General features: G+C 70.6%; 21 protein-coding genes, 1 tRNA gene and 1 pseudogene. 16 read left to right on the top strand and 7 right to left on the bottom strand.

What is annotated here, in order from left to right; genetic code table 11:
- Positions 1-124: 124 nt before the first annotated feature.
- The 5 genes from ACZ4WQ_RS03520 (at position 125) to ACZ4WQ_RS03500 (ending at position 4,172) form a co-directional block, all read left to right on the top strand.
- On the top strand, positions 125-583 hold the full coding sequence (locus ACZ4WQ_RS03520; RefSeq protein WP_311722765.1) for a peroxiredoxin: 459 nt from the start codon (positions 125-127) through the stop codon (positions 581-583).
- Positions 584-745: 162 nt separating this feature from the next.
- The gene (locus tag ACZ4WQ_RS03515; RefSeq protein ID WP_311722766.1) at positions 746-1,321 is read left to right on the top strand and encodes a TerD family protein; all 576 of its coding nucleotides are present in this window, start codon (positions 746-748) and stop codon (positions 1,319-1,321) included.
- Positions 1,322-1,556: 235 nt separating this feature from the next.
- Entirely contained in the window at positions 1,557-2,132 is a 576-nt protein-coding gene (locus ACZ4WQ_RS03510; protein ID WP_311722767.1) for a TerD family protein, read from the top strand.
- Positions 2,133-2,183: 51 nt separating this feature from the next.
- A complete protein-coding gene (locus ACZ4WQ_RS03505) occupies positions 2,184-3,332 on the top strand; it encodes a DUF475 domain-containing protein (protein WP_311722768.1) in 1,149 nt (382 codons plus the stop codon).
- 111 nt (positions 3,333-3,443) lie between these two features.
- Positions 3,444-4,172, top strand: coding sequence for a TerD family protein (locus tag ACZ4WQ_RS03500; protein WP_311722938.1), 729 nt, complete (start codon positions 3,444-3,446; stop codon positions 4,170-4,172).
- 72 nt (positions 4,173-4,244) lie between these two features.
- Here ACZ4WQ_RS03500 and ACZ4WQ_RS03495 read toward each other — a convergent pair whose 3' ends face one another.
- Entirely contained in the window at positions 4,245-5,294 is a 1,050-nt protein-coding gene (locus ACZ4WQ_RS03495) for a TerD family protein (RefSeq protein WP_398369770.1), read from the bottom strand.
- Positions 5,295-5,547: 253 nt separating this feature from the next.
- On the opposite strand from ACZ4WQ_RS03495, the gene ACZ4WQ_RS03490 reads away from it, so the two are divergent.
- The 3 genes from ACZ4WQ_RS03490 to ACZ4WQ_RS03480 all read left to right on the top strand — a co-directional run bounded on the left by ACZ4WQ_RS03490 (position 5,548) and on the right by ACZ4WQ_RS03480 (position 10,299).
- Positions 5,548-6,747 carry an HpcH/HpaI aldolase/citrate lyase family protein gene (locus tag ACZ4WQ_RS03490; protein WP_385341833.1) on the top strand — a complete coding sequence of 400 codons (1,200 nt, stop codon included), beginning with the start codon at positions 5,548-5,550 and terminating at the stop codon, positions 6,745-6,747.
- A 79-nt stretch (positions 6,748-6,826) separates the two neighbouring features.
- The gene (locus tag ACZ4WQ_RS03485; RefSeq protein WP_398370510.1) at positions 6,827-9,436 is read left to right on the top strand and encodes a phosphoribosyltransferase; all 2,610 of its coding nucleotides are present in this window, start codon (positions 6,827-6,829) and stop codon (positions 9,434-9,436) included.
- Positions 9,436-10,299 (top strand): HAD family hydrolase, encoded by an 864-nt coding sequence (locus tag ACZ4WQ_RS03480; protein ID WP_398369773.1) that lies wholly within the window; start codon positions 9,436-9,438, stop codon positions 10,297-10,299. The genes ACZ4WQ_RS03485 and ACZ4WQ_RS03480 overlap by 1 nt, the downstream gene beginning before the upstream one ends.
- 9 nt (positions 10,300-10,308) lie before the next feature.
- Here the strand turns inward: ACZ4WQ_RS03480 and ACZ4WQ_RS03475 are convergent, their stop codons facing one another.
- Positions 10,309-10,932, bottom strand: a complete 624-nt coding sequence (locus ACZ4WQ_RS03475; RefSeq protein ID WP_311722772.1) for a DedA family protein — start codon at positions 10,930-10,932, stop codon at positions 10,309-10,311.
- A gap of 134 nt (positions 10,933-11,066) precedes the next feature.
- On the opposite strand from ACZ4WQ_RS03475, the gene ACZ4WQ_RS03470 reads away from it, so the two are divergent.
- The 3 genes from ACZ4WQ_RS03470 to ACZ4WQ_RS03460 are packed head-to-tail and all read left to right on the top strand — an operon-like array spanning position 11,067 to position 13,554.
- A complete protein-coding gene (locus ACZ4WQ_RS03470) occupies positions 11,067-12,239 on the top strand; it encodes a sensor histidine kinase (protein ID WP_468022002.1) in 1,173 nt (390 codons plus the stop codon).
- The gene (locus ACZ4WQ_RS03465) at positions 12,230-12,883 is read left to right on the top strand and encodes a response regulator transcription factor (RefSeq protein ID WP_311722774.1); all 654 of its coding nucleotides are present in this window, start codon (positions 12,230-12,232) and stop codon (positions 12,881-12,883) included. The genes ACZ4WQ_RS03470 and ACZ4WQ_RS03465 overlap by 10 nt, the downstream gene beginning before the upstream one ends.
- 59 nt (positions 12,884-12,942) lie before the next feature.
- Positions 12,943-13,554, top strand: a complete 612-nt coding sequence (locus tag ACZ4WQ_RS03460; RefSeq protein WP_358844056.1) for an O-methyltransferase — start codon at positions 12,943-12,945, stop codon at positions 13,552-13,554.
- A 250-nt stretch (positions 13,555-13,804) separates the two neighbouring features.
- Here the strand turns inward: ACZ4WQ_RS03460 and ACZ4WQ_RS03455 are convergent.
- The 3 genes and pseudogenes from ACZ4WQ_RS03455 to ACZ4WQ_RS03445 form a co-directional block, all read right to left on the bottom strand.
- A pseudogene (locus ACZ4WQ_RS03455) lies at positions 13,805-14,362 on the bottom strand (DUF4383 domain-containing protein); the annotation flags it as partial.
- A gap of 132 nt (positions 14,363-14,494) precedes the next feature.
- Complete coding sequence (locus ACZ4WQ_RS03450; RefSeq protein WP_311722776.1) at positions 14,495-14,719, bottom strand: FmdB family zinc ribbon protein; 225 nt, start codon at positions 14,717-14,719, stop codon at positions 14,495-14,497.
- A gap of 102 nt (positions 14,720-14,821) precedes the next feature.
- Positions 14,822-16,126, bottom strand: a complete 1,305-nt coding sequence (locus ACZ4WQ_RS03445) for a hypothetical protein (protein WP_468022001.1) — start codon at positions 16,124-16,126, stop codon at positions 14,822-14,824.
- Positions 16,127-16,426: 300 nt separating this feature from the next.
- On the opposite strand from ACZ4WQ_RS03445, the gene ACZ4WQ_RS03440 reads away from it, so the two are divergent.
- Positions 16,427-16,498, top strand: a tRNA-Val gene (locus tag ACZ4WQ_RS03440).
- A gap of 80 nt (positions 16,499-16,578) precedes the next feature.
- On the opposite strand, the gene ACZ4WQ_RS03435 is transcribed toward ACZ4WQ_RS03440, so the two are convergent.
- The gene (locus tag ACZ4WQ_RS03435; RefSeq protein WP_468022000.1) at positions 16,579-17,271 is read right to left on the bottom strand and encodes a restriction endonuclease; all 693 of its coding nucleotides are present in this window, start codon (positions 17,269-17,271) and stop codon (positions 16,579-16,581) included.
- Positions 17,272-17,429: 158 nt separating this feature from the next.
- Between ACZ4WQ_RS03435 and ACZ4WQ_RS03430 the strand changes: the two genes are divergently transcribed.
- Positions 17,430-18,203, top strand: a complete 774-nt coding sequence (locus ACZ4WQ_RS03430) for a vWA domain-containing protein (protein WP_468021999.1) — start codon at positions 17,430-17,432, stop codon at positions 18,201-18,203.
- A gap of 64 nt (positions 18,204-18,267) precedes the next feature.
- Here the strand turns inward: ACZ4WQ_RS03430 and ACZ4WQ_RS03425 are convergent, their stop codons facing one another.
- Positions 18,268-18,672, bottom strand: coding sequence for a hypothetical protein (locus ACZ4WQ_RS03425; protein ID WP_398369783.1), 405 nt, complete (start codon positions 18,670-18,672; stop codon positions 18,268-18,270).
- A 195-nt stretch (positions 18,673-18,867) separates the two neighbouring features.
- On the opposite strand from ACZ4WQ_RS03425, the gene ACZ4WQ_RS03420 reads away from it, so the two are divergent.
- The 3 genes from ACZ4WQ_RS03420 to ACZ4WQ_RS03410 all read left to right on the top strand — a co-directional run bounded on the left by ACZ4WQ_RS03420 (position 18,868) and on the right by ACZ4WQ_RS03410 (position 21,504).
- Positions 18,868-19,092 (top strand): RidA family protein, encoded by a 225-nt coding sequence (locus ACZ4WQ_RS03420; protein WP_385341818.1) that lies wholly within the window; start codon positions 18,868-18,870, stop codon positions 19,090-19,092.
- Positions 19,093-19,381: 289 nt separating this feature from the next.
- On the top strand, positions 19,382-20,770 hold the full coding sequence (locus ACZ4WQ_RS03415) for a hypothetical protein (RefSeq protein ID WP_468021998.1): 1,389 nt from the start codon (positions 19,382-19,384) through the stop codon (positions 20,768-20,770).
- A 230-nt stretch (positions 20,771-21,000) separates the two neighbouring features.
- Positions 21,001-21,504 carry a hypothetical protein gene (locus ACZ4WQ_RS03410; protein WP_311722783.1) on the top strand — a complete coding sequence of 168 codons (504 nt, stop codon included), beginning with the start codon at positions 21,001-21,003 and terminating at the stop codon, positions 21,502-21,504.
- The last annotated feature ends 12 nt before the right edge of the window (positions 21,505-21,516 follow it).

The raw sequence follows: 21,516 nt of genomic DNA, 5'->3' as shown, positions 1-21,516 counted from the left end.
AGAGCCCCCCTCCGCACCGTTCGGAGGGGGGCTCTGCGCGTAGGGTGTACCCCGGTCAACCAGCCAATCCAGCCAGTCAGGCTGTCAATCCAGCTGCCAATGATCCAGGGAAGGGATGCCACCCATGGCGATAGAGGTCGGTGCGAAGGCCCCCGATTTTGAGCTGAGGAACCAGCACGGGGAGTCGGTCCGGCTCTCCGACTTCCGGGGTGAGAAGAACGTCGTCCTCCTCTTCTACCCCTTCGCCTTCACCGGCGTGTGCACCGGTGAGCTGTGCGCCCTCCGCGACGAGCTGCCGAAGTTCGTCAACGACGAGGTGCAGCTGCTCGCCGTCTCCAACGACTCGCCCTTCTCGCTGCGGGTCTTCGCCGAGCAGGAGGGTCTTGAGTACCCGCTGCTGTCGGACTTCTGGCCGCATGGCGAGGCCAGCCGGGCCTACGGCGTCTTCGACGAGGAGAAGGGCTGCGCGGTGCGCGGCACCTTCGTGATCGACAAGGAGGGCGTGGTCCGCTGGACCGTCGTCAACGGCCTCCCCGACGCCCGGGACCTCGACGACTACGTGAAGGCTCTGGAAAGCCTGTAGGCCCCGAAACCCTGTACCGAGGGGAACCGCTCACTAGGATCGACGCGTTGATCCTGGTGGGATCCCCGGGCATCCCCGGCCGCGTCCGGGTGGTGCCCCTGGCACCCGGCATAGCAATGAAGGGGCACGCAGTGCTCCTGACGAATCTTTTTGGGAGGACTCGTGGGAGTCAGCCTCAGCAAGGGCGGCAACGTCTCGCTGACCAAGGAAGCCCCTAACCTGACCGCCGTCTCCGTCGGCCTGGGCTGGGACATCCGCACCACCACCGGCACCGACTTCGACCTCGACGCCAGCGCCCTGCTGACCAACGCCGAGGGCAAGGTCGCCAGTGATCAGAACTTTGTCTTCTTCAACAACCTGAAGAGCCCCGACGGCTCGGTCGAGCACACCGGTGACAACCTCACCGGTGAGGGCGAGGGCGACGACGAAGTCATCAAGATCAACCTGGTCGGCGTGCCGGCCGATGTCGCCAAGATCGTGTTCCCGGTGTCGATCTACGACGCCGAGAACCGCCAGCAGAGCTTCGGCCAGGTCCGTAACGCGTTCATCCGCGTGGTCAACCAGGCCGATGGCAATGAGCTGGCGCGCTACGACCTGACCGAGGACGCCTCGACCGAGACCGCCATGGTCTTCGGCGAGCTGTACCGGCACGGGGCGGAGTGGAAGTTCCGGGCGATCGGCCAGGGGTACGCCTCGGGGCTGCGCGGCATCGCGCAGGACTTCGGCGTCAACGTCTGACAGGCCCGTAGCACCACCCGCGTATGTACATCCTGCGTACGCACCGCACCGCCAGCGCGTCCGGCGCCGTGTCCCTGCATCTCGGCAGGAGCGCGGCGCCGGGCGTGCTGCTTCGTATGCGCACGGTGTGCCCCGCTCGCTGCCCGCGCTCCTCGCGCGGTCCGCGAGCCGGGCGCCTCGCGCGCTCCATACGCTTCACGCGCTCTTTGCGACACTACGGGGAGGAATCAGGAACATGGGCGTAACCCTCGCCAAGGGGGGCAATGTCTCCCTCACCAAGGCCGCGCCGAATCTCACCCAGGTCATGGTCGGCCTGGGCTGGGACGCGCGCTCGACCACCGGAGCGCCGTTCGACCTCGACGCCAGCGCGCTGCTGTGCCAGTCGGGGCGGGTGCTCGGCGACGAGTACTTCGTCTTCTACAACAATCTGAAGAGCCCCGAGGGCTCGGTCGAGCACACCGGCGACAACCTCACCGGTGAGGGCGAGGGCGACGACGAGTCGATCCTGATCGACCTCGCCAAGGTACCAGCACAGGTCGACAAGATCGTCTTCCCGGTGTCGATCTATGACGCGGACACCAGGCGCCAGACGTTTGGGCAGGTCAGCAATGCGTTCATCCGCGTGGTGAACCAGGCCGACGGCGCCGAGCTCGCTCGCTACGACCTCTCGGAGGACGCGTCGAGCGAGACGGCGATGATCTTCGGGGAGGTTTACCGCTATGGCGGTGAGTGGAAGTTCCGGGCCGTGGGGCAGGGGTACGCGTCCGGCCTCCGCGGGATCGCTCTAGACTTCGGGGTCAACGTTTCGTAAAACCGCGTAACATGCGCGGGGGAGACCTTACGAAGAGGGATTGGACAGGAAGTGCTCCTCAAAACCTTTGGTTGGTCGTTCGCCGTGACGGCGGCCGGCCTGGCCCTGGCCGGCGTCCTCTGGGGGTGGAAGGGGCTCGCGATTGTCGGGATCCTCTCGATCCTGGAGATTTCGCTCTCTTTCGACAACGCGGTCATCAACGCGGGCATCCTCCGCAAGATGAACGCCTTCTGGCAGAAGATCTTCCTGACCGTCGGCATCCTGATCGCCGTCTTCGGCATGCGCCTCGTCTTCCCCGTGATCATCGTGGCGATCACGGCGAAGATGGGGCCGCTGGAGGCCGTCGACCTGGCGATCAACAACAAGGACAAGTACGAACACCTGGTCACCGCCGCGCACCCGGCGATCGCCGCCTTCGGCGGGATGTTCCTGCTGATGATCTTCCTCGACTTCGTCTTCGAGGAGCGCGACATCAAGTGGCTGGGCTGGCTGGAGCGGCCGCTGGCCAAGCTCGGCAAGCTGGACACCTTCTCGATCGTCATCGCCCTGCTGGCGCTGCTCGTGACCGCCATGACGTTTGCCACCGACGTGGCCCACGGCGGCGGTGACAAGAGCGCGACGGTGCTGCTGGCCGGCGTCGCCGGTCTGCTCACGTACCTGATCGTCGGCGGCATCTCCGGCTACTTCGAGGACAAGCTCGAGGAAGACGAAGATGACGACGAGGACGGCGACGAGTCCGAGAAGGCCGCCGCCGGAGCCCAGAAGGGCCAGGGCGCCACGGTGGTCGGCATGGCCGGCAAGGCCGCGTTCTTCCTCTTCCTCTACCTGGAGGTCATCGACGCGTCGTTCTCCTTCGACGGCGTCATCGGCGCCTTCGCGATCACCAACGACATCTTCGAGATGGCGCTGGGTCTGGGCATCGGCGCCATGTACATCCGGTCGCTGACCGTCTACCTCGTCCGTCGGGGCACCCTGGACGACTACGTCTACCTGGAGCACGGCGCGCACTACGCCATCGGTGCGCTGGCCGCCATCCTGCTCGTCACGATCAAGTACGAGATCAACGAGGTGATCACCGGCCTGATCGGTGTGGTCCTGATCGGCGCCTCGTACTGGTCCTCGGTGGTGCGCAACCGCCGGGAGGCGGAGGCGGAGGGAGCGGACGCCGAGAGCAAGCCGGAAGTCACTTCCGGAGTGTGACGCGGGTCCGTTTGAGGAACGCTCTGAGCGGGGCGGTCCGGGAGTTCTGTCTCCCGGCCCGCCCCGCGGGCAGTCCGGCGATCGAGAAGTTGACTGGTGGGGGTGCACAGGATGGCGTTCTGGGACAACTGGGGACGGGGCGCGTGGCGCGAGTTCGAGAGCGGGGCCGCCTCGGGGGTGGTCGCACTGACCAAGCGGCACCAGACCATCTCGCTGACCAAGCAGGGCGCGGCCAGCGGCAACCTGCGGATCAACCTGTCCTGGCGGATGCGCACGTCGGACTTCAACGACCGGGCGGGGCGGGGCTCGCTGCGCCATCCGCTGCGGATGTTCAAGCCGGATATGGTGCAGGCCCAGGGGTCCGCGATGGTCAATGTCGACCTGGACCTGGCCTGCCTGTACGAGCTGCAGAGCGGCGCCAAGGGCGTGGTCCAGCCGCTCGGCAACTTCCTGGGCAACCTCAACGAGGCGCCCTACATCAAGCTCAGCGGCGACGACCGGTTCGGGTCCGGGTCCGGCGAGACGATCTACATCAACATGGACCACAAGGACGACATCAAGCGGCTGCTCGTCTTCGTCTACATCTACGACGGCACCCCGGCCTTCGACCGCACCCACGGCATGGTGACGCTCTACCCGAGCAACGGGCCGCGGGTGGAGATCGAGCTCCATGAGCGCGCCCCGCAGGCCCGCTCCTGCGCCGTGGTGATGATCGAGAACGTGAAGGGCGAGATGGTGGTCCGCCGCGAGGTGAAGTACGTGTACGGCTTCCAGGCGGAGCTGGACCGGCTCTACGGGTGGGGGCTCCAGTGGGGCCGCGGCTACAAGGAGAAGGTCTGACCGCCCGCTGAGAGCGGGAGCGGCGCGGCCGGGCGCCTGGGGTGTGCCCCGGGCGCCCGGCCCGCCGGCCGCTCAGCGGTGCTGGAACTGCGGCCCCTGCGGCGGCAGCGTGAAGTTGGGGTCGGGCAGCGGGGGCGGTGGTATGGGCTCGGTGCGCTGCACCTGCTGCGGGTAGCCGTACGCGGGCTGCTGCGGATACCCGTACGCCGGCTGTTGCGGGTAGCCGTACGCCGCCGCCGGCTGCGGGTAGCCGTAGCCGGTGCCGGGCTGTGCCGGGGGCTGCGGCGGAGCGGTCGGCGGGGCGCTCGGCGGGGGTGGCATGGGGCCGTAGCCGGTCGGCAGCGGAGTGGGCGTCGCCATTGGCTGGGTCAGCAGTGAGTCGTCCCAGGAGTCCTGCCCGAAGGTGGGGCCGGGGGGCGCCGCGTGAGCGATCCCGTCCCTGGCGGCCACGGTGGGCGGTGGCGCGGGGGCGGGCGTGGACTCCGGCCGGCCCTCGTTTCCGTTCGTGGGGGCGTCTGCGCCCATGCCCGGGTCGAGTGCGGCGCCGGCTTCGCCGCTGTCCTCGCCGCCGCCCTCGCCCTCGTCCACCGAGATGCCGTACTCCGTGGCCAGCCCGACCAGCCCCGACTCATAGCCCTGCCCGAGCGCGCGGAACTTCCAGGAGTCCCCGCGCCGGTAGAGCTCGCCGCAGAGCAGCGCGGTCTCCTGGCCGGTCTCCGCCCCGACCTCGAACCTGGCGATCGGCTCCGCGTCCGCCGCGCCCGCGGCGTCGTACAGCAGCAGGCTCAGATCCGATACCTGGCCGAAGGTGCCGCCGTCCGCGGACGCGGCCAGCACCACCCGGTGGACGGCCGGCTCCAGGGCCGCCAGATCGGCCTCCACGGTGTCCGTCAGCCCCTCCGCCGCCCGCTTCTTGGGCAGATGCCGGACCAGGCCGGACGGGTGCCGTGGCTGGTTGTAGAAGACGAAGTCCTCGTCCGAGCGCACGCGGTCGTCCGCGCCCAGCAGCAGCGCCGAGGCATCCACGTCGGGTACGTCCGCGCCGGGAGTCCAGCGGAGCACGGCCCGTACGGCGGTGGCGTCCAGCGGGATGTTCGATCCCTTCAGCATCGCGTGCGTCATGGCCGCAATCCTGCCCTCCCGGGCCTCGCCGGGACAACGCAGGGGTGGGTGCGAAGTCGGGAAAACCAAGAAGAGGGGGCAGAGGAGGGGCAGAGGGGAGGGACGGGGCGGTCTCCCGGACACGGGCTGGACGCATATGAGTTACGTGATTTTCACGCTCTTGGGGAACTTTTGACCCATCCCCGCACGTACGATTATCGGCCACTACCTGGGTCGGAACGGCCAGCACGGGCATCGGCATGCGGGGAGAGCTATGCGGCATTTTGGACACCTGTCGGCCGAGGCACGGAAAGATCTGTTCCATCGGGAGCCCGGCGAGTTCACCCTGGACTCCCCGGCGCACACGCTCGCCGTCGCCCTCGGCGCCACCCTCTACTGCCCGGCAACCCGCCCCCGCCTCGCCGACGACGTCGCCAAACAGGCAGGTCAGGGCGTGACCTCCATGGTGCTCTGCCTGGAGGACTCCATCGATGACAACGAGGTGCCCGAGGCCGAGGAGAACCTCATACGGCAGCTGGGCGAACTCTCGGCGCGCGGCCCGCGCCTCTCCCTGCCGCTGCTGTTCATCCGGGTCCGGACCCCCGAGCAGATCGTCGATCTCGTCCACCGGCTCGGCCCCGCCGTCCGGCTGCTGTCCGGATTCGTACTGCCGAAGTTCACCGAGGAGCGCGGCGTCCCCTTCCTCGAGGCGCTGATTTCGGCCGAATCCGATGAGGCGGCGGAGGCGGCCGAGGCGCTGGGCGGCCGGCGGCTGTATGCGATGCCGGTCCTCGAATCGCCGGAGCTGATGCACCGGGAAACCCGCACCGAGACCCTGGCCGGCATCGGCCGCACCATCGACAAGCACCGCGAGCGGGTTCTGGCGCTCCGCCTCGGCGTCACCGACCTGTGCTCGGCCTACGGGCTGCGCCGGGCGCCCGACATGACGGCGTACGACGTACAGCTGGTCGCCTCCGTCATCGCCGACGTGGTCAACATGCTGGGCCGCGCGGACGGCACCGGCTTCACGGTCACCGGGCCGGTGTGGGAGTACTTCAAGCCCCACGAGCGGATGTTCAAGCCGCAGCTGCGGATCAGCCCCTTCACCGGCCGCGCCGCGTCGTCGCTGCGCAACGCCCTCATCGAGCACGACATGGACGGGCTGCTGCGCGAGATCGAACTCGACCGCGCCAACGGCCTTCAGGGCAAGACCTGCATCCACCCGACGCATGTCGCCCCCGTGCACGCGCTGTCGGTGGTCAGCCACGAGGAATACAGCGACGCCGTGGACATACTCGAACCGGAGCGCGGCGGGGGCGGTGTGCTGCGCTCGGCGTACACCAACAAGATGAACGAGGTGAAGCCGCACCGCGCCTGGGCCGAGCGGACGCTGCGGCGCGCCGAGGTGTTCGGCGTGGCCCGGGAGGACATCAGCTTTGTGGAACTGCTGGCGGCGGGGTTGCGCACGGGATGACGGGACGACGGGGTGACGGGTAAGTGATCGGGCTGACGGGGTTGATGGAGCGGATGGGGCGGATGGGGCGTACGGCGTGATGTGGTCGGGGCAGTGGGTCGCGGACCGGCTGGGAGTCGGGCTCGAAGGCGGCGACGAACTGCGCGAGTTGCTGGGGCTCGCGCTGCGCCGCAACCCCAAGCGCGCGCATCTGCTGGTGTCCAACGTGCTCGGCAAACACGTGCCGCAGCGGCCGCGGGCCGTCCACGGCGCGGGCGTACGGCTCGGGCGCCGGGTGCGCGAGCTGTTGGGCGACGAGGCCGCGGCGCGCGCGGTCGTGCTCGGCTACGCGGAGACCGCGACGGGCCTGGGCCACAGCGTCGCCGACGGCCTGGCCCTCGCCCCCTACCTCCACTCCACCCGCCGCCCGGTCGCGGGGGTCGCCCCGGTCGGCGGCTTCGAGGAGGAGCACAGCCACGCCACGTCCCACCTCCTCCTCCCCGAGAACCCGGACCTGCTGGCCACGGACGGCCCGCTCGTCCTCGTCGACGACGAGTTCTCGACCGGCCGGACGGTGCTCAACACCATCGCCGCGCTCCACCGGCGCTTCCCGCGCGAGCGGTACGTGGTGGTGGCCCTGGTCGACATGCGCTCGCCCGAGGACCGCGCCCGCCTGGACGCGTTCGCGGCCGACCTCGGCGCGCGCGTGGACCTGATCGCGGCGGCGACGGGCACGGTCAGGCTCCCGGCGGAGGTCCTGGAGCGCGGCCGGCGGCTGGTCGCGGAGCACGAGGCGGCTGCCGCCGGGGTTGGGGCCGCGGATCCCGCGCCCGCGGCTGCGCCCGGCCCAGCGCGCGCGCCTGCGGCCGCGCCTGGCCGGGGGCACGCGGCTGCGCCTCACCCGGCGCACGCGCCGAGGCATGACAAGGCGTCCGGGTCCGCGCCGGGGCCGGACGGCCACGCCGGGCATGCGGGGGCGGTCCGCGTCGAGCTCGGCTGGCCGCGGGGGGTGCCCGACGGCGGGCGGCACGGCTTCACCCCCGCCCACCGGGAGCGGCTGGAGGCCGCGCTTCCGGGCATGGCGGCCCGTATCGCGGCAGCGCTGGGCAGCGGGCCGCGGCGCGTGCTCGTCCTCGGCTTCGAGGAGCTGATGTACGCGCCGCTGCGGATCGCCGAGGCGCTGGACACTCCGCAGGCCACCGGAGCGACCACCGGCCCGGCCGGGGCCGAGGTGCGGTACTCGACCACCACGCGCTCACCCGTGCTCGCCGTGGACGACCCCGGCTACGCGATCCGGACCCGCCTCGCCTTCCCCGCGCACGACGCCCCCGCCGACGGGCCGGGGGAGCGCTACGCGTACAACGTCGCCCCCGGCGGCGACCCGGAGCGCCGGTTCGACGCGATCGTCGCCGTCGTCGACTCGGTCGCCGACACCCCCGAACTGCACGCCCCGGACGGGCTGCTGGCCCGCCTCGCCACGCACACCGACCGCCTCCTGCTGGCCGTCGTACCGTCCTACACGCCCAAGACCCACACTCCCGAGCGACAGGCACCCCCCATGGCACAACCGCCGCTGCCGGAGCCGCTGCGCGGCCCCGCGTTCTCCTCGTACGCCCCCGACGAGGTCGGCTGGCTGCTCCAGGACTTCTCCGACGTCACGCTCGAGGCGCCCACCGAGGAGCGCGAGGAGGCGATCCAGAGCGGCGGCGCGCACTACGCCGAGTCGCTGCCCGTCGAGTACCAGCCCACCGAGGAGTACCAGGCGCTGTTCCGGGCCGCGCTCACCGCCTCGGCGGCGCGCATCGCGCGGGCCGTCGGCGCGGTCACCGAGACCGTGCTGGCCGAGCGGTCGCCGCGCCCCGTCCTGGTCTCGCTGGCCCGGGCCGGCACCCCCGTCGGCGTGCTGATGCGCCGCTGGGCGCGCCACGCACACGGGCTCGACCTGCCGCACTACGCCATCTCCATCGTGCGCGGCCGCGGCATCGACACCACCGCGCTGCGCTGGCTGGCGGACCGTCACGACCCGGCCGACGTGGTGTTCGTCGACGGCTGGACGGGCAAGGGCGCGATCACCCGCGAGCTGGCGGAGGCCGTGCGGCCGTACCCCGGCTTCGACCCGCGGATCGCCGTGCTCGCCGACCCCGGCCGCTGCGTCGATACGTACGGCACGCGCGACGACTTCCTCATCCCCTCCGCCTGCCTCAACTCGACCGTCTCCGGGCTGATATCGCGCACCGTGCTCCGCGCCGACCTGGTCGGGCCCGATGACTTCCACGGCGGCAAGTTCTACCGGGAGCTGGCCGGCGCCGATGTCTCCGGGCTCTTCCTCGACACCGTCGCGGCCCGCTTCGACGAGGTCGCCGACCAGGTCGCCGCCGACGCGAAGGAGCTCGCGGCCGCCGACCGCACCCCGACCTGGGAGGGGTGGGCGGCCGTCGAGCGGATCAGCGAGGAGTACGGCATCCATGACGTGAACCTCGTCAAACCGGGCGTGGGCGAGACGACGCGCGTGCTGCTGCGCCGCGTCCCGTGGAAGATCCTCGCGGCGCGTGGCGCCGGCGCGGACCTGGCCCATGTGCGGCTGCTCGCCGAGCAGCGCGGGGTGCCGGTGGAGGAGGTGGACGGCCTGCCGTACTCGTGCGTCGGGCTGATCCACCCCCGCTACACGCGCGGCGCGACGGGCGCGGACGGCAAGGCGGTGACCGCCTGATGACGAGCCACGAGCAGCCGTCCGTGCTGATCGCGAGCGACCTCGACCGCACGCTGATCTACTCCGCGGCCGCACTCGGCCTCCGCATGCCGGACGCGGAGGCGCCGCGCCTGCTGTGCGTCGAGGTGTACGGCCACCAGCCGCTGTCGTACATGACGGAGACGGCGGCCGGGCTGCTGGCCGAGCTGGCCCGTGGCGCCGTCTTCGTACCGACCACGACACGCACCCGCGAGCAGTACGGCCGTATCCGCCTCCCCGGCCCCGCCCCCCGCTTCGCGATCTGCGCCAACGGCGGGCATCTGCTGGTCGACGGCGAGTCCGACCCGGACTGGCAGGTGTCCGTGCGCGCCCGCCTCGCCGCCGCGTCCGCGCCCCTGGAGGAGGTCCGCGCCCATCTCGTCCGCACCGCGGATCCGGCCTGGCTGCTCAAGGATCGGGTGGCCGAGGACCTGTTCGCCTATCTCGTCGTGGAGCGGGCCCTGCTGCCCGAGGGCTACGTGAAGGAGCTGGCCGCCTGGGCCGAGGAGCGCGGCTGGACGGTCTCGCTCCAGGGCCGCAAGATCTACGCCGTGCCGAAGCCGCTCACCAAGAGCGCGGCGGTGGCGGAGGTGGCGCGCCGTACGGGCGCGCGTGAGGTGCTCGGCGCCGGGGACTCCCTCCTGGACGCCGACCTCCTCCTGGCCGCCGACCTGGCCTGGCGCCCGGGCCACGGCGAGCTCGCCGACGAGGGCTGGACGGCGCCGCATGTGACCGCGCTGGAGGCGAGGGGCGTGGCGGCGGGGGAGGAGATCCTGCGAGCCTTCGCGGCGCGGGCCGGAGTGGCGGGCGCGGCGGGCGCGGGGACGGCGGGCGCGGGCGCGTGAAGCCGCCTGTCAGCCCCGCCGCCTCCCCCGCCCCGGGCGGAGGACCCTGACCCCCACGAACGCCACCACCCCCAGCACCACCACAGCCACCACCACCTTGGAGTACACCGACACGTACTCCGTCACCTCCTGCCAGCTGTCCCCCAGCGCGTACCCGGCCAGCACGAACACCGTGTTCCAGAGCAGGCTCCCGAGCGTGGTCAGGGCGAGGAAGGCGGGCACCGGCATCCGCTCGATCCCGGCGGGTACGGAGATCAGGCTGCGGAAGATCGGCACCATGCGCCCGAAGAAGACGGCCTTCGTGCCGTGCCGGGCGAACCACCGCTCCGTCCGCTCGATATCTGCCACCTTCACCAGCGGCAGCCGCGCGGCGATCGCGACCGTACGGTCGCGGCCGAGCAGCCCGCCCACCCAGTACAGGGCGAGCGCCCCGAACACCGAGCCCGCGGTGGTCCACAGCAGCGCGGCGTACAGGTTCATGTCGCCCTGCGCGGCGGCGAATCCCGCCAGCGGCAGGATCACCTCGCTGGGCAGGGGCGGGAAGAGGTTCTCCAGGGCGATGGCGGCGCCCGCGCCGGGCGCGCCCAGGGTGTCCATCAGGCCAGTGGCCCAGTCGGTGATCCGGTCGCTCATGTCCGACGACGCTAGAAAGCCGGCCGCCCCGCCACCATGAGGGCGCCCACCCGGCCCCGCGGCTGCGCACCACAGCCACAACCTGCGGAAATCCTCAGTGTGCGGGCCGACGCTCGCTACTAACGTGGCCGCTCATGGGGAGATGGCTACGGCGCGGGCTGCGCCTGGCGGGCGGGCTGCTGACCGGCGCGGGCACCGCCCTCGTGGAGCTGGTGTGCGTCGCCGTGGCGGGCCTGGCCCTGCTGTGCGTGCGGACCTGGCCGGGCGGGTGGCCGGCCGCCCGGCGGTGCGTGCTGCGCACGGTGACGGCCGGGGCGCGGCGGCTGACGGAGGCCGAGCGGCGTCGGCTGGCCCGCTTCATGGGCCATGACATCTCGGCCGACTACGACGACCGCGGCGCCCGCCAGTATGTGGCGGCGCGCTGGTCGCTGGGGCTGCTGGGCGGGCTGGTGCTGCTGGCTGTGGCGGTCGGCGCCGCGTACGGCAGCCTGCTGCTGTGGGGCTGGTTCATCATGCGCGACGGTGAGTGGATCACGATCACCACCTCCGCGATCGGCGGGCTCTTTCTGCTCTTCCTCGCCCTCCAGGGCATCGTCGGCGTCGCGATCCTGGAGGGGCAGCTGGCCCGCCACTTCCTCGGCCCCAGCCACCGGGACGCGCTGCGGCGCCGGATCGACGAGCTGTCCACCAGCCGCGCCGGGGTCGTGAACGCCGTGCACGACGAGCGCCGCCGTATCGAGCGCGATCTGCACGACGGGGTGCAGCAGCGGATCGTCGCCCTCGGCATGCTGCTCGGCCGGGCCCGCCGCAGCCAGGACCCCGACAAGGCGCGCGCCCTGCTCGTCCAGGCGCATGAGGAGAGCCGGGCGGCGCTGACCGATCTGCGCGAGGTGGCATGGCGGGTGTACCCGACGGCGCTGGACGAGGCCGGGCTGCGGGCGGCGCTGGAGGCGGTCGCCGAGCGGTCGGCCGTCCCGGTGCGGCTGGAGTACGGTCTGACGGCGGAGCCGGGGGAGGCGGTCCGTACGGTGGCGTACTTCGTGGTCGCCGAGGCGGTGACGAACGCGATCAAACACTCGGGCGCGGAGCGGGTCACGGTGGCGCTGACCTGGCGGGAGGCGGAGATGGGGCACGTGGGCGGCGGGCTGCTGGTACGGGTCACGGACGACGGCAGGGGCGGCGCGGACCCGGCGGGCGGCGGGCTGCTGGGGCTGGCCCGGCGGGTGGCGGCGCTGGACGGCCGGCTGCGGGTGGTCAGCCCGCCCGGCGGACCCACGACGGTCAGCGCGGAGCTGCCATGCGCGTGATCCTGGCCGATGACTCGACCCTGCTGCGCGAGGGCCTGGTGCGGCTGCTCGCCGAGGAGGGCCACGAGGTGGTGGCGGCGGTGGGCGACGGCACGGCGCTGGTCGGGGCGGTCGCGCTGGAGCCGGACGTGGACGCGGTGGTGGTCGACGTACGGATGCCCCCGACGCACACCGACGAGGGGCTGCGGGCGGCGCTGGAGATCCGGCGGCTGCACCCCGGCATCGGCGTGCTGGTGCTGTCGCAGTACGTGGAGAAGCGGTACGCGACCGAGCTGCTCACCTCCGAGGACGGCGGCGCGGGGGTCGGATATCTGCTCAAGGACCGGGTGGTGGAGGTCGACGAGTTCCTGGACGCCCTGGAGCGGGTCGCGGCGGGCCGCGCCGCCTTCGACCCCGAGGTCGTCCGCAGACTGCTGGCCCGCAGCACCCACACCGACCCCCTCAGCCGGCTCACCCCGCGCGAGCGGGACGTGCTCGGCGCGATGGCGCAGGGCCACGCCAACACCGCCATCGCGGAGCGGCTGCACGTCTCGCGGAGCGCCGTCGAAAAGCACATCAACGCGATCTTCGACAAGCTCGAACTCCCTGCCAGTTCGGGTTACAGTCGCCGCGTGCTGGCTGTACTGCGTTACCTGGGAAGCTGAAGGGGGCCACGTTGGCCGAGAGCAAGAGCACGCCGATCACGGACGAGCTGTACGGCTACATGCTGAGGCACAATCCGCCGCTCGACTCGGTCCAGCGCGAGCTCGTCGAGGTCACACACGCCCGGCTGCCCGACTACGCGGGCATGCAGTCCGCCCAGGAGCAGGGCCCGCTGCTGGCGTTCCTGGTGCGGCTGACCGGCGCCCGGCACATCGTCGAGGTCGGCACCTTCACCGGCTTCTCCGCTCTGTCGATGGCGCAGGCGCTGCCCGCCGGCGGCAGGCTGATCGCCTGCGACGTCTCGGAGGAGTGGACGGCGTACGGGCGCGAGGCCTGGGCTAAGGCCGGGGTCGCGGACCGTATCGACCTGCGGATCGCGCCCGCGCTGGACACGCTGCGGGCGCTGCCGACCGAGCCGCACATCGACCTGGCCTATCTCGACGCGGACAAGGGCAACTACATCGCGTACTGGGAGGAGCTGGTGGTGCGGATGAGCCCGGGCGGGCTGATCGTCGCGGACAACACGTTCTTCCACGGGTCCGTCGTCGACCCGGAGGCGACGGGCTCGGGCGCGGCGATCAAGGCGTTCAACGAGCATGTGGCCGCCGACACCCGGGTGGAGGCGGTCATGCTGACGGTCGCGGATGGGCTGACCCTGGCGCGCCGCCGCTGAGCCTGCGGCGGCGGAGCAGCCGCCGGGCGTGCCGCCGCCCGCCTTCCTGCCGCGCGTCTTCTTGGCGCGCGTCCGCTTGGCGCCTGCCTTCCTGCGGCCCGCCTTCTTGCCGCCCGCGTTCCTGCGGCCCGCCTTCTTGCGGCTCGTCGGACCGACGCTCGGAGGAGGCACCGGGGCCCTGATCCAGCCGACCCCACTTCCCGGGCGGCTGACCGCCACCGCCGCGACCGGCCTGGACCTCCCGGACGTGCGCCTCGCGCTCGGCGAGGTCGGGGTGGCGGGCCTGCCAGTACGGATTGTCGTGCGGCAGCCCGCCGCTGACCCGCCCGTACATGCCGAACCACATCAGCATCAGGCCGACCACAAAGCTGAACAGCACGTTCTGGAGGCGGAAGGCCAGGAAGTCGAAGGAGGTCTCCAGGAGAGCGAGGTTGACGAAACCGCTGACCAGGAAGGCGACTCCGAGCACGATGTTGAGGGTCGAGGCGAAGTTGCCGCCGATGACCATGCCGACGAACAGCAGCACGCCGATGATGATGGACAGCACGCTCAGCGCGCCGTTGGTGTTCAGCCCGGCGACGGAGGCGCCGCCGGTGTCAAAGAAGCCGATCTTGTGGACCAGGCCCAGGATGCCGAAGGCGACCAGGATCAGACCCACCAGGCCCGCACCGACGCGGTAGATCTGGCTGAGCCGGTGGTCGACCGGCAGATGCTCGTCGAGTTTGGTGCGGACGCCGATCCGCTCAGGGAAGTGGCGTCCGATCCCCGCCGGGTGGGGACCGATGGGGGAGGGGTGGCCCGTAGCCATGTCCGGCCTCCTTCGGGCTTACCGCTGCCGCTTGGGGAGGCCCCGGCCTCGCGGAGCTGTGCGCTGCGCGGTCGAGGCCGTACCTGCGTACGTACTCTCCCAGGATCCGCCCCCGCCGCGCCCCGCTCAACCTCAGCCGCAGCACCCCCCGCCACAGCACCCGCCGCCACCGCCGCCACCTGCGGCCGGGGTCCGTGCCGGGGCGGAGGAGGTGCCGGTCACGGCGACCGTCGAGAGCAGCTTCACCGTGTCGTCGTGCCCGTCCGGGCAGGACGCGGGCGCCGAGGACTCGGCCATGGGCCGGTTCAGCTCGAAGGTGGTCCCACAGGCGCGGCATCGGTATTCGTAGCGAGGCATAGGGGCAGCATAGCCAGGCACGGCGCGCCCCAACAGCGCACAAAAGGCAGGAAACAGCAGGTCGGCGGGGGCACGGCCGGAAACAAGCAGACGGCCGGGGGATCAGTGCTCGCCCGCGCGCTCCTCACGGATCTCCTGCACCACACGGCCGACGGTCTGCCGCACGGCCTCGGTCTCGGACAGGAAGTGCCACCAGTCCGGGTGCCGACCCTCCAGCCCGGCGATCGCCCGGTCGAGCCGCTCCACCGCGGCGTCCAGCGGCCGGGCGTGGCGCGGGTCGGGGGTGTCGCGCCCGGCCATCGCCAGCCGCTGCGCGTCCCGGATCGCGAAGCGCGTCCGCTCGACCTCCTTGCCCCGGTCGAACGACACCTCGTCGAGCCGCCGCAGCCGGTCCCCGGCCGCCGACACCGCCTCGTCCGTGGTGTTCAGCAGCGCTCGTACGGTGGAGAGCAGGGCGGTGGCATCCGCCCAGCGCTGCTCGCCCCGCGCCTCGCGCGCCTCCTTGAGCTTGGCCTCGGCCTGCGCGACATCCCGCGTGGCCTGCTCCGGGACGGTCTGGAGATCCTGCCAGCAGGCCGCGCTGTAGCGACGCCGCAACTCGCTCAGTACGGGCCCGACGCCCTCCGCCCGCGTGGTGATCGCCTGGGCCCGCGTACGCAGCGACACCAGCCGCCGGTCGATCTCCGCGGCCCGCTCCGGCAGCCGCTCCGCCTCGCCGCGCACCGCCTCCGCCCGGCGCAGCACATCGTCGGCGCGCCGGATGGTCTCCTGCACACCGTGGCGGCCCGCCCCCTCGTTGAGCTTGGTCAGCTCGGGCGCCAGCGCGGCCAGCCGCGCCGCCAGGTCGTCTGCCCGCAGCCCGGACCCCCGCACCGCGTCCAGCGCTTCACTCGCCGCGCGCAGCGCCTGCCGCGCCCGCTCCACGGCGGGCGCCAGCCGGGCCAGCTGCGTCTCGGCCTGCGCCAGCAGCGGGCCGAGCCCCTGCTCGAAGCGGTCGAGATCCGCCTTGGTGCGCCGCAGCTCGTCCTTCGCCCGGATCAGATCCGCGCGGGCCCGCGAGGCGGCCCCGGCGTCCAGGTCGTCGCGGTCCAGGTCATGGCTGTCCACGGCGGTGATGTAGTCCCGGCTGACCTGGTCGATCCGCTCCCCGAGCGACTCGTAGCCGGACTTCGCCCGCCGGGCGGCCGGTGAGTCGTCGACCGCCGTGATCGTCTCGATCGAGATCCGCAGGTCGCGCTGCGCGGTGTCCAGCTCATAGAACGCCGCCGCGGCCTCGTCCTTCGCCGCCTGCGCCTGCGCCCGCTGTCCTTCCCCCCGCCCCCCGAACCACCGCCGGGCCCCGCCCCCCGCGAAGGTGGCCGGCACCACCGCGACCAGCAACGGCAGCGGCGCCAGCACCAGCGCCACACCCCCCACAACCCCCTCGACCACCCGCCGCCCCAGCCCCCGCGGCCGCCACCCCGCCCGCAGGCGACGCGCTGGACCCCGACCATGCCCTGGACGCGGACGACGTACTGGACGTGCAGACTGCGCGGATGTCGCCGCCACTTCCCTCTCCCACATGGATCGCCCCAGGCCCGGCTGTCATTCTCCCACCCGTCACTGACGAACAGGCATGACGGATGGTTCGCGATCAGGCCCGTTCTTTCCCTCACCCACTGGATTGCGGCGGTGTGGCGCGGACAGGGTAGGCTGGCACCTCCTCCCGGGCGCATAGCTCAGCGGTAGAGCGCTGCCCTTACAAGGCAGATGTCGGCGGTTCGAACCCGTCTGCGCCCACAGTGATTGACCACAGGTGAGAGCCTGCTCCGGCCCTCCGATCCAAGCGGATCGGGGGGCCGCTTCACGAGGAGAGTCGGCTACGGGGCCGGGCGGCGGCCGCGCGGCGGTCCGCCTCCTGTCCCGTTGAGCGGGATCAGCGACTCCAGCGTGGAGCCTCGGACCCAGGCCCCGAGCAGGTCCCGGTGCATGGCGAAGATCCCGTGCTTCACGGCCAGCTTCCCCGCCGCCGCTGTGAAGTTGCAGGTGGCGACATACACGGCGATGTCCGCGCCGTGCTCGGCCTTCGCTGTGCCGAGGAACTTCTGCATCTCGCCGCTCCCTACGGTGCGGTGGCGTGCGTAGTGCTTGCACTGGATCACCAGCCGCCGCCCGTCCGGCATCAACCCGATGACATCGGCGCCCAGGTCGCCGGTCTTCCCGGACACCACGACCCGGGTGCAGCCGTCGCGGCGGCACAGCTCCGCGACGTACAGCTCGAACCGCTGCCAGGTCATCGCGTCGACATCGGACATGGCCAGTTCCCGCGCCTTGCGCTCCTCGCCGGCCTGCCAGGCGCGGTCACCGGACACGGCGTTTCGGTGGGCTCTCAGCAGCCACCAGCCGAGCCCGCCGAGCGATGCCGCGAGGACCGCCCCGACGGCGTAGGGCCACACCGTCTTCCACGCCAAGGCCAACACCAGCAGCATCACGGCGCCGATGCCCCACGCCCAGCGGCGTAACTGTGCCTTGAACCGCCGTGATGACCATGTGCGTCGTCGTCGTGCCGCCATCTCTCCCCCTCCCACGCGTACCCGGCAGTGTGGGGAGCGGTGGCTCGGCGCGGCAAGGGGGCCGGTGCGGGGCAGGGCTCAGTCGTGTGGCGTTGAAGGCGCGTGATTTTGTGGTGCGGTGCGGCCTTGGTCGGCCAGGTGGGGAACAATCACTCCGCATGGCCATCGACTATCGCAAGCGCCCCGCAATCGACTACCGCAAGCCGACCGAGGCACCCTCCGCCGCGATCAGCCTGGAGAAGGTCGCGGCCCGGGCTCCGGGGCTGGTCAGCCTGTACAAGACGGCTGCGGTCTCCTTGGCCAAGCGCGGCGTCGCCGGGCGGCGTGCCGCGGTGTACCTGGTTCTGGACCGCTCCGGGAGCATGCGTCCGTACTACAGAGACGGCTCCGTACAGCACTTGGCCGAGCAGACTCTCGCTCTCGCGGCCAACCTCGATGACGACGGCGTCGTGCCGGTCGTCTTCTTCTCCACCGGCGTCGACGGGACCGCTGAGATCGGCCTCGATGACTATCGGGACCGGATCAACCCGTTGCACGACTCGATGGGCCACATGGGGCGCACCAACTACCACCTCGCCATGCGGGCCGTGATCGACCACTACCAGTCGTGCGGAGCCGGCGATCCGGCGTTCGTGGTGTTCCAGACCGACGGTTCTCCCACGTCGAAGGCGGCCGCGCAGAGCATGCTGTGTTCGGCCGCGAGGCTGCCGATCTTCTGGCAGTTCGTCGGGTTCGGCGACGACGAGTTCCGCTTCCTCCGCAAGCTCGATGACCTTCCTGTGCCGAGCCGACGCGTCGTCGACAACGCGGGGTTCTTCGCTGCCGGGCCGTCACCGAAGGCGCTCTCCGACGCGGATCTCTACGATCAGCTGCTTCAGGAGTTCCCGTCGTGGCTGAGCGCCGCTCGCGACGCGGGCATCGTGAAGGACTGAGAACCGGCGGCCAGGAAGGGGCGCAAGAGGGCGAGGCCGCGGCCGCCCCCGACCTCACCCACGATCACATGGGGACGTGGCTCTTGCACTGGGCGACGAGGGTGGAGCCGGGCTTGTTCTTCTTCGTATCCTCGTCCACGAGCTTTCCGTTGACGAATATCTGGCAGCCGATTCCCGTCTTTGGATTCACTGAACCCGTTTGCAGCGACAGCGACCTTCCGGGCTTCACCTGAAACTTTTGGGACCACGGAGTCCTGACGGAATCGAGATCCACATCCCATTTGCTGCTGGGACCGCTGCTGTCCCCGCCGGTGTATTTGATGCCAGGGATGTATACGCTGGCCGGTGAATCCCCTGTCACCTTGAATTCGACAGTCGCCGTGCTGTCGCCCGCCTTGCTGTCGTCGGAGCAGCCTGTCAGCAGGGCTACCATGATGACCAGGCAGGACGCAGCCTTATGTGTACGCATTGTTTCCCAACTATATTTTCGAGCGGCCGGTTTCGGATTCCACGCAACCGGGCACGAGTAATCCTCACATGTGTTCCGCCGGGGAACCAGCGTTTCCTGCCACGTCTCTGGATCAGTTCTGCTGCACCGGAGATAAGTCCGCTGTCGCTCATCGTGTGCCTCCGCTGGGCCGGTCCTGCCCGGCCGGTCCGCGGGGTGCTGAGCAACCTCGTCGCCGTGTTCGAGGCGGCGGGCAGCAGTAAGGAGCGCATCGTCAAGTGCACGTGTTATCTGAGCGACAGGAAGAACTTTCCGGAGTTCAACCGCGTGTACCGGGAGTTCTTCGCGGACTGTTCGCCGCTGCCCGCCAGGACCACCGTGGTGGCGCAGCTCGTGCGTGAGGGTGTGCTCGTCGAGATCGACGCGGTGGCGGAAGTCTGAGCGGCGCGGGGGAGCGGGCTGTGGTGGATGGCGGATACGGGGTGGCCGCGCAGCCCTGGCAGCCGGACGGTCTGAGCCGCTGAACTCTTGGTGAAGTTTGGCGCGTATCAGTTCAGGAGAAGTTCAGCCAGTATCCGGCGCCGCGCATTCACCTGCGCATACGCCAGTTGTCGCGGCGGATTGGCTCTGTAATGTCCCGTTCTTCCCTCGCCCCAGGGCCCGGAACAAGATCATCCGGTTCGGCTAGTCTGCGCGATATCCAAGCCGATGGAGCGACGGGGGAAAGTCGATGGGCGGTCTCACCTACCACGATATGGTCGAAATCGACCTGGGGAAGCTCGGCAGTACGGTCACGGACTGGAAGTCGACCGTCGACGGTTTGAAGAAGCTGATGGAGGACGCGAGTTCCGGCTTGCTGAAGAAGTCGGAGGGGGCCGGGTGGGCCGGGCTCAACGCGGATGTCACGCGTGAATTCGTCAAGAAGACGGCGAAAGAGTTCGAGGATCTGCACAAGGAGGCCCACGCCGTCTGGAGCGTCCTGGACGACGCTCATTCCCAGCTGACCGAGATCCAGTCCAATATCAGGTCGACCGTCGCGGCGGCGCGGGAAATCAAGCTCCAGGTCGCCGACAACTACGACGGCACCGTGAAGTTCGTCTACCCGTTCGCGACCGAGGGGACGTACTCCCCGAAGGACCGGGAGGTCCAGCAGGAGTACAACCGCCACGTCAACGCGAAGATGGCCCGGGCCATCCAGATCGACGGCCTGGTCAAGGGCGCGCTGGCCAAGATTCACGGCGGCGACCCCTACGACGCCGGGCACACCCGGTACGACTCGCTCGACGACGTCGCGCTCGACCGGGCGACGGCGCTCGCCTCGCTCGGCAAGGACGTGAGCCCCAGGCAGCGGGCCGAGCTGCGGAAGCTCTGGGACGCGCTGAGCCCGGAATCGCGCGGCCAACTGTGGGATGCCGACCGGGTAAGGCTGATGGATGCCGGGGTCATCTCTCCGAAATTCAAGTGGAAGCCCACGGTCAAGGGTGACCCGGGGTGGGGATGGAGAGAGCCGACGGCGGGCGATCGCTGGACCTTGTTCGAGGCAAAAAGCAAGGTGGCGTGGGACAAACTGAACGGACTCAGCCACGGCGGCCAGGCTCTGGAGCACTACCTCTCGAACACGGGAACCCCTGTTGACGATCTGGACGTCGACAGCATGCTGCGCGACGACCCTCCCATGTACGAAGACGTCGAGTGGGCCATCGTCGACCATCAGGACAAGTGGGCGGAACAGGCGCGCAGGGAGCTGGAGAAGTCAGGGGCGCAGACCGTCACCGTTCCGGTGGAAACGAAGGGCCAGATTTTCGGTTTTGGCAACCAGGACTGGCGTGACGCCGTCGGCACCGGAACGTTCAACGTGTCCGGCGCGATGACGGCGAAGCTCAACGAATATGGGAAGCCCGAGTATTACCTCGACTATCAGGTGAACGTCTGGGATCGATACAGCCAGAACGAGAGCGAGCCCAACCTGACGGATCGCCCCGACCCGGACCTGGCCAAACTGCAGGAAGCGGGGCTGGCCGAGGACTTCGACATGCGCGGCAGCAGTTCGGTGACGCATTACGACTACCGACAGCCGGGGCCGGACGGCGTGTACGACGGGCCGGGGCCCAAGGTCTAGGACCCGGCGCCCCGGCCCGGGCCCGCAGTCCCGCGCCTCTTCCTTCGGCCCCGGCCCGCGGTTCCGCCCCCGGGCCGGGGCAGGCGCGAATCTTGCCCGGCCGTAGCCGGAGTGATGTCATCCGATTCAGCTACCATGCGTTTTGATCTGCGTTGTGGGTGCGGTGTGGCCAGGGGAGGAACGGCCGCGGCACCGGATGCGCGGATGTCCTCTACAGGAGGTAACGGGGAATGTCATTCGACAGCGAGTGGTCTCAACTCAAGGCGGACGCGGCCGGGCAGCAGAGCGCCCATACGCGGCTCAACCAGCTTCCCGCGGACGTCGGTGGCGGCGGAGGGGCTTCGGCCACGAGCGGCGGCGGGGGCTCCGATCTGGTCGTGCGCCAGGACGACTTGGGCGCCGTCGGCCATGAGGCCTTCGTCCTGCACGGAGAGTTGCAGAAGGTGGCCGACATCGCCGGGGCGGGGGCCGACAAGGACGGCGTGGGGTCGTCCATGCAGGCGGCCAAGGCGTTGAGCGACCACAACTTCACCATGGGCGACGCGCTGAGCACCACGGTGTCCGTCTGGAGTTCCCAGGTGAAGACCGTGCTCCAGATGTGCGCCCATATCTCCAATCACCTGGACTACTCGAAGAAGGCTCACGGGAACGACGATGCGCAGATCGCGGCCTCCTTGCGCAACCGGGACGGGTCGGCCGTGAGTGTCTCCGAGATATCCAAGTCGGTGAAGTAGCGGAAGCGACGG

Source organism: Streptomyces sp. NPDC028305 (assembly GCF_055569495.1).
This window is presented reverse-complemented; position numbering and strand designations above follow the sequence as displayed.

What these genes read in the sequence shown, in the direction of transcription:
- ACZ4WQ_RS03520 (WP_311722765.1), top strand. Translation starts at nt 125, where the DNA reads ATGGCGATAGAGGTCGGTGCGAAGGCCCCCGATTTTGAGCTGAGGAAC.
- ACZ4WQ_RS03510 (WP_311722767.1), top strand. Translation starts at nt 1,557, where the DNA reads ATGGGCGTAACCCTCGCCAAGGGGGGCAATGTCTCCCTCACCAAGGCC.
- ACZ4WQ_RS03500 (WP_311722938.1), top strand. Translation starts at nt 3,444, where the DNA reads ATGGCGTTCTGGGACAACTGGGGACGGGGCGCGTGGCGCGAGTTCGAG.
- ACZ4WQ_RS03495 (WP_398369770.1), bottom strand. Translation starts at nt 5,294, where the DNA reads ATGACGCACGCGATGCTGAAGGGATCGAACATCCCGCTGGACGCCACC.
- ACZ4WQ_RS03490 (WP_385341833.1), top strand. Translation starts at nt 5,548, where the DNA reads ATGCGGCATTTTGGACACCTGTCGGCCGAGGCACGGAAAGATCTGTTC.
- ACZ4WQ_RS03485 (WP_398370510.1), top strand. Translation starts at nt 6,827, where the DNA reads ATGTGGTCGGGGCAGTGGGTCGCGGACCGGCTGGGAGTCGGGCTCGAA.
- ACZ4WQ_RS03480 (WP_398369773.1), top strand. Translation starts at nt 9,436, where the DNA reads ATGACGAGCCACGAGCAGCCGTCCGTGCTGATCGCGAGCGACCTCGAC.
- ACZ4WQ_RS03475 (WP_311722772.1), bottom strand. Translation starts at nt 10,932, where the DNA reads ATGAGCGACCGGATCACCGACTGGGCCACTGGCCTGATGGACACCCTG.
- ACZ4WQ_RS03470 (WP_468022002.1), top strand. Translation starts at nt 11,067, where the DNA reads ATGGGGAGATGGCTACGGCGCGGGCTGCGCCTGGCGGGCGGGCTGCTG.
- ACZ4WQ_RS03465 (WP_311722774.1), top strand. Translation starts at nt 12,230, where the DNA reads ATGCGCGTGATCCTGGCCGATGACTCGACCCTGCTGCGCGAGGGCCTG.
- ACZ4WQ_RS03460 (WP_358844056.1), top strand. Translation starts at nt 12,943, where the DNA reads ATGCTGAGGCACAATCCGCCGCTCGACTCGGTCCAGCGCGAGCTCGTC.
- ACZ4WQ_RS03450 (WP_311722776.1), bottom strand. Translation starts at nt 14,719, where the DNA reads ATGCCTCGCTACGAATACCGATGCCGCGCCTGTGGGACCACCTTCGAG.
- ACZ4WQ_RS03435 (WP_468022000.1), bottom strand. Translation starts at nt 17,271, where the DNA reads ATGGCGGCACGACGACGACGCACATGGTCATCACGGCGGTTCAAGGCA.
- ACZ4WQ_RS03430 (WP_468021999.1), top strand. Translation starts at nt 17,430, where the DNA reads ATGGCCATCGACTATCGCAAGCGCCCCGCAATCGACTACCGCAAGCCG.
- ACZ4WQ_RS03425 (WP_398369783.1), bottom strand. Translation starts at nt 18,672, where the DNA reads ATGCGTACACATAAGGCTGCGTCCTGCCTGGTCATCATGGTAGCCCTG.
- ACZ4WQ_RS03415 (WP_468021998.1), top strand. Translation starts at nt 19,382, where the DNA reads ATGGGCGGTCTCACCTACCACGATATGGTCGAAATCGACCTGGGGAAG.
- ACZ4WQ_RS03410 (WP_311722783.1), top strand. Translation starts at nt 21,001, where the DNA reads ATGTCATTCGACAGCGAGTGGTCTCAACTCAAGGCGGACGCGGCCGGG.